Source organism: Trinickia sp. (assembly GCF_057351765.1).
The window spans coordinates 1-5,392 of the sequence record NZ_JBMRBK010000081.1; the positions used below are offsets into that span (position 1 = coordinate 1).

Here is a 5,392-nt window from a genome sequence, read left to right on the forward strand (position 1 = left end):
CGACGAAGATGATGCGGGCGGCGCGCATGCACAACGTAGGCGAGCCGATGGTAGTGGAGGACATCCCGGTTCCAGCGCCGCGCCCGACCGACGTGCTCGTAAAAGTGAAGGCATGCGGCATCGTGCCGAATCTCGGCAACGTCCTGAGCAATTGGGAGAAATGGTTTCCGCATCTTCCGCTACCGAAGCTGCCGGCTATCTTCGGTCTCGATGCGACAGGCGTGATCGAAGAGGTAGGCAGCCAGGTCCATGCGTTCAAGCCGGGCGATCGCGTCTACGTCAACCCCGCGCGCTATTGCGGCGGATGTCGTGCTTGCCGCGCCGGCGATACGACGGCGTGTCCCTACTACACGTTCAACGGCTACTTCGGCTTCAGCAAACGTTCGCAGGCATTGTTCGACGATTATCCGTACGGCGGCCTGTGCGAGTACATGACTGCACCGCAATACAGCCTCGTGAGCATTCCGGACAATCTCAGTCACGAAACGGCCGCGCGTTTCGGCTACTTGGGCACGGCATATCGCGCATTGAAGAAGGCCGAGGTCGGCCCCAGCAGCACGATTCTCGTGAGCGGCATCAGCGGCACTCTGGGTATCGGCGTTGCGCTCTTCGGCCTGGCGATGGGTGCGAAGAAGATTCTCGGCACGGCGCGTAACCGGGAACTCCTGCAGCGCGTCAAGGCGTTGGCGCCCGATCGCATCGAAGTCATGTCGCTCGATGACGGTTCGGTCAGCGAGTGGGCCGAGCGCGTGACGCAAGGGGCGGGCGTCGATGCGGTTATCGACGCATTGGGGCCCGGTGCACCGCAAGAGACACTGCGGGAGACGTTGAAGACGCTGCGGCGGGGTGGCCATCTGATCAATATCGGCGCCGTGGCGGGCGAAGTCCCGATCAATCTGCACTACATGATGGACAACGATCAGCGCTTTAGCGGTTCGGCTTGGTTCACGGCGGGACAGGGGCAGGAGATGGCCGATATGGTGGAATCGGGTGTGGTCGATTTGTCGGTGTTCGAGCATTGCACCTTCAAGCTCGAAGACATCAACACTGCACTCGGCGGCATCGAGAATCGCAACGGCGGCTTCAGCAATTACGTGATTTGCCCTTGAGCATGGCATGAGCCCCTGGCCGGCGAGGGACTTTCCGGCCGGGCGTGTGGCCTTTCTTCACCTCCCGCATAGAGTGTATTGATGACTATCCGACGCGTGGTAACCGGTCACGACGACAAAGGCCGCTCCGTGGTGGTTTACGATGGCGCCACGCCGCGCACCGTTAACTTCGAATCGATCCCGGGGCACGCATTCGCGCAGGTTTGGACGACACCGCCTACGCCTGTCGTGCCTTCTGGCAATGCCGATCCCACCGACGGGCAAACCGATCTACTGCCTCCTTCGGGCGGCACGAGCCTTTTGGTCGTCACGTTTCCGCCCGACAGCACGATGAGCGCTCCCGGCTTCGACCCTGTCGCCGCGGGCGAGGAGTGCCTTGCTCGAATGCCCGACCTTGCGCGAACGTTCGAACCCGATTGCCCTGGCATGCATAGGACCGATACGGTCGATTACGGGATCGTGCTGTCGGGAGAGATTTGGTTGGAGGTCGATGATGGAAACGAGACATTGCTACGTCCGACGGATGTCGTCGTGCAGCAGGGTACGCGGCACGCGTGGCGCAACAAGAGCGATGCGCCCGCGGTCGTCGCGTTTTTAATGGTGGGCGCTAGCCGCCGGCAGGGCGGGGCGGCGTTGTGAGTGACGCCAAATTGGAGTACGCGCCGATGACGGAGCCTCTCCCTCTAGATAGCCGGACTCGAGCGCAATTGTTGACACATGCCCGGAGTCAGAACGCTTGGCTTCCTCGCCCGGTGTCCGACGAATCGCTGCGTGAACTTTACGAACTCGCCAAATGGGGGCCAACGAGCATGAATTGCTCGCCTATGCGCGTAATGTTCGTACGTTCGATGGGGGCTCGCACAAGGCTACTGTCGGCGGTTTTGTCCGGCAACGCGGAGAAAGTCCGCACCGCGCCCGTGGTGGCGATCGTCGCTCACGATACGGCGTTCTACGAGCAACTACCGAAGCTGTTTCCCCATCGTCCGAATGCGGGGGACCTTTTTCGGGATCGGCCCGCGCTCGCCGAGGAGACTTGCTTCAGAAACAGTTCGTTGCAGGGTGGTTACTTCATTCTCGCGGCGCGAATGCTGGGGCTCGACTGCGGACCGCTGTCGGGATTCGATGCGGCGGCTATCAATTCGCTGTTTTTCGAAGGCACGTCGTTGCGTGTCAATTTTCTATGCTGCCTTGGCTACGGCGATCCGACTGGGCTCTTTCCGCGTAGTCCTCGATTGGAGTTCTACGAAGCCTGCACGATCGTGTAGCGCGTTTGACTAGCAAACTATCGACCGCGAGGCGATAGCGTTCCGTTCGCGAACTTTAGACGCAGCGGCCCCCCTGCAGGGACAAGCTATTCCACTGCAATTCGACGTAAATAGTTAGTAGTACGAAATAAATAGATTTTGGTGGCATTGCCAGGCCGAACCGAATGAAACCCTTTCGAAGGCATCACTGGAGGAGACGAGAACATGGATACGCCAGGAAAGCACGATAGTGCTTATGAGTTGAAAACGGTATTGCTGTTGGCGGTTGGTTTTGGGTTGGTCGGATTGGATCGATGGATGGTCGCGCCATTGTTCCCGTACATGATGCGTGACTTGGGATTGAATTTTCAGCAGCTCGGGAATTTGATCGGCGTGCTGGCGGTTGCCTGGGGGGCGTGGGCGATCGCGAGCGGGCCGATCTCGGATCGAATCGGCCGCAAGAAGATCCTGGTGTGGACGATGATCGCCTTTTCGTTGCTCTCGAGTTGTTCCGGTCTCGCGACGGGTTTCGCCAGTCTCATGCTGATCCGGGGGATCATGGGTATCGCCGAGGGCGCATTCACGCCGGCCAGCGTGGCGGCTACCAGCGAAGCGTCGCTCGCTTCAAGGCGGGGTTTCAACCTCGGCTTCCAAATGAGCATGTTTTCGTTGCTCGGGCTTGGCGTCGCCCCAATTCTCGCCACGCAGTTGCTGCGTGTCATGCCCTCGTGGCATTGGGTTTTCATGGTTTCCGCTGTACCGGGCCTGATCGTGGCGGGGCTGTGTGCCAAGATCCTTCGCGATCGCCCGCGGGCGGCAACGTTGCGCGCAAACTCAATCAATCGTCCCGGAGCCCAGTGGCGCTCGATTTTTGCCAATCGGAATGTCGTTGTGGCAATCGCAGCGATGCTTTGCGCAATGTCCGGAATTTTTGTCATAGGCGCGATGGTGCCGACGTACCTCATCACCGTGCTGCACTTGAACGCGCAAAGCATGGGCTTCGTTGCGTCGGCGCTGGGTTTCGGCGGCTTCATCGGCTCGTTCAGCTTGTCCGGGATCTCCGACTACGTGGGGCGCAAGGTCGCTGCGATCGGTGCGTTCGCTGTTGCGGCGGTTCTGCTGTTCGTGTTCGCGAGGACAGGCGCGGATCCCGCGAAGCTCTTCGCACTCCTGTTTGGTATCTCGATGTGTTCGATCGGCTTGCTGAGTTTGTTGTGCGGCCCCATTGCAACGGAAGCGGCTCCCGCAGGACTCGTCGCGTCGACGATCGGTTTGATTTCGGGGATCGGCGAGATCTTCGGCGGAGGCGTAGCACCCGTCATCGCCGGGTATGTCGCTCAGAATTTCGGATTGCCTCATGTCTTTGACTTCGCGATGGGAGGCCTCGCACTGGGGATATTCGTCGTGCTTATGCTTGTTGAAACTGCACCTCGACGTAGGGGCGCGGTGGTGTTGACGACCGACGAACCTCGGCAAGCAGCATGAAGCAGATGGAAAGGTAGAGCGCGAGCTTCTCGAAAGTGAGAATCGCTATCTGTGGGCGCGCGTAAAACAGATAACGCGGACGATCAACTCATTGGCCCAGTTTTTCAGCGCTATTTCGTGTGAACATAATCAGCATGCGACGCACTGATGTTCTAAACGAGCGTTACAAATTCTTACGGGACTGAGAAAATTCAAACGGTTATATTACCGGCGCGAATGGACGATCCCACCCACGGGGTTCCTGCGGTCAACTGTTCAATTCGCCGGTGCGCTATTGTCATACGAAACAACGGCGCGCCGATGCACCAAGGCCTCCTCATAAGGTCTGAGCAAGCCCTTAAAAGGGGCGCTCACTCAGCGGTATTCATTTAGTTTCCTAGCGTTCCCATCTCGTTGTGCCGCACGGGCAACGGTCGGGCTCGAATCATCGGGCGGCCCCGCCGTGCCAAATGCAACTACAGAGCGCCATCAACTCGCGCCCTGATGGGGGATTTGCTTATTTTGTTTTTGTTAAAGATCAACCTACTTAATACCATGGCATTCTTAAGAAGGAAGCGAAATATCATATCGTCGGTTTTATTCGCCGCGGGGGCAATAACGGTTGCAGGTTGCGGAGGTGGTTCGGGCACCGATTCGCTGGGAGCGACCCAGCACGCACAAGGTGGCAAACATGGCACGACTTCCACCTCGACTTCGACAACGTCAACGACTTCAGCCGATCAGCAACGCACCTTGGCTTTGCACATAGCGGATTTCATCCTGGCGCAGCAAGACGTGAACGGCGCAATTCCGGATGAAGCCGGCAGCGACACTGCGAACGAAGACTCCAATATGGAGTATGCATTGATCGGTCTTGCTGCGGCATACGAGGCGACGCGGGACGGGAAATACCTGACCGGCCTGGAAAAAGGTATCGCATGGCTCGCTGCTCGCGAAGAGATGGTGGACCCCACATGGAAGGGAAGCTGGCGTTACGTCTATTCGATGACGCCGCCGTATGATCCGGTGCCCACCTCCCCGGGCGCGGGCGTCGCGGATGTTCGTGGTGTGGATGCAACCTCGGCCCTGTTTGTCTATCTCCTGTACCGAGACCGTCAACTGACCGGCAGCACAGCTCTCGTCACCCAGTACGGGGCCAACGCTCGGGCAGCGCTTGATTTTGTTCTGGCTCACAACATCAACCCCAGCGGTTTTTCGGGTAGTTCGTGGCAACGGGCAACAGGAAGTACGACCTGGACATTCTGGCCTTACGAGTACGCGGCCGATCAAGGCGACGTGTACCTTGGCATGAATGGCGGGGCGTTGCTGTTCCCTGACAACCCGAAGTACGCAGCAAAGGCGCAGTTCCTCCGAGCGAACGCACCGACTCAGTTCTATCTGACAAGCGAGCAGCGGTATGCAGTTGGGCGCGATCCAGACAGCCCTCTGGATACGGATTTGGGTATCGACACCATCTTCCCGCAAGGTTACCTGCCGTGGGTGTTCGGCTCGAACACACAAAGTGCAAGCTCGGTCCAGTGGCTCATCAACCAGACGCATGCCGACGGTAGCATC

Annotated in this window: 5 protein-coding genes; all 5 read left to right on the forward strand. The window is 58.9% G+C overall.

What is annotated here, in order from left to right; genetic code table 11:
• On the forward strand, positions 1 to 1,109 hold a 1,109-nt coding region (locus tag ACO1XS_RS23200), incomplete at its 5' end, for an alcohol dehydrogenase catalytic domain-containing protein (protein WP_486391799.1).
• Between the two features lie 81 nt (positions 1,110 to 1,190).
• Positions 1,191 to 1,748 carry a cupin domain-containing protein gene (locus ACO1XS_RS23205; protein WP_331569204.1) on the forward strand — a complete coding sequence of 186 codons (558 nt, stop codon included), beginning with the start codon at positions 1,191 to 1,193 and terminating at the stop codon, positions 1,746 to 1,748.
• Between the two features lie 26 nt (positions 1,749 to 1,774).
• Complete coding sequence (locus ACO1XS_RS23210) at positions 1,775 to 2,374, forward strand: malonic semialdehyde reductase (protein ID WP_486391800.1); 600 nt, start codon at positions 1,775 to 1,777, stop codon at positions 2,372 to 2,374.
• A gap of 204 nt (positions 2,375 to 2,578) precedes the next feature.
• The gene (locus ACO1XS_RS23215; RefSeq protein WP_486391801.1) at positions 2,579 to 3,838 is read left to right on the forward strand and encodes an MFS transporter; all 1,260 of its coding nucleotides are present in this window, start codon (positions 2,579 to 2,581) and stop codon (positions 3,836 to 3,838) included.
• 534 nt (positions 3,839 to 4,372) lie between these two features.
• Positions 4,373 to 5,392, forward strand: a 1,020-nt coding sequence (locus tag ACO1XS_RS23220) for a hypothetical protein (protein ID WP_486391802.1), incomplete at its 3' end; no start/stop codon positions are given.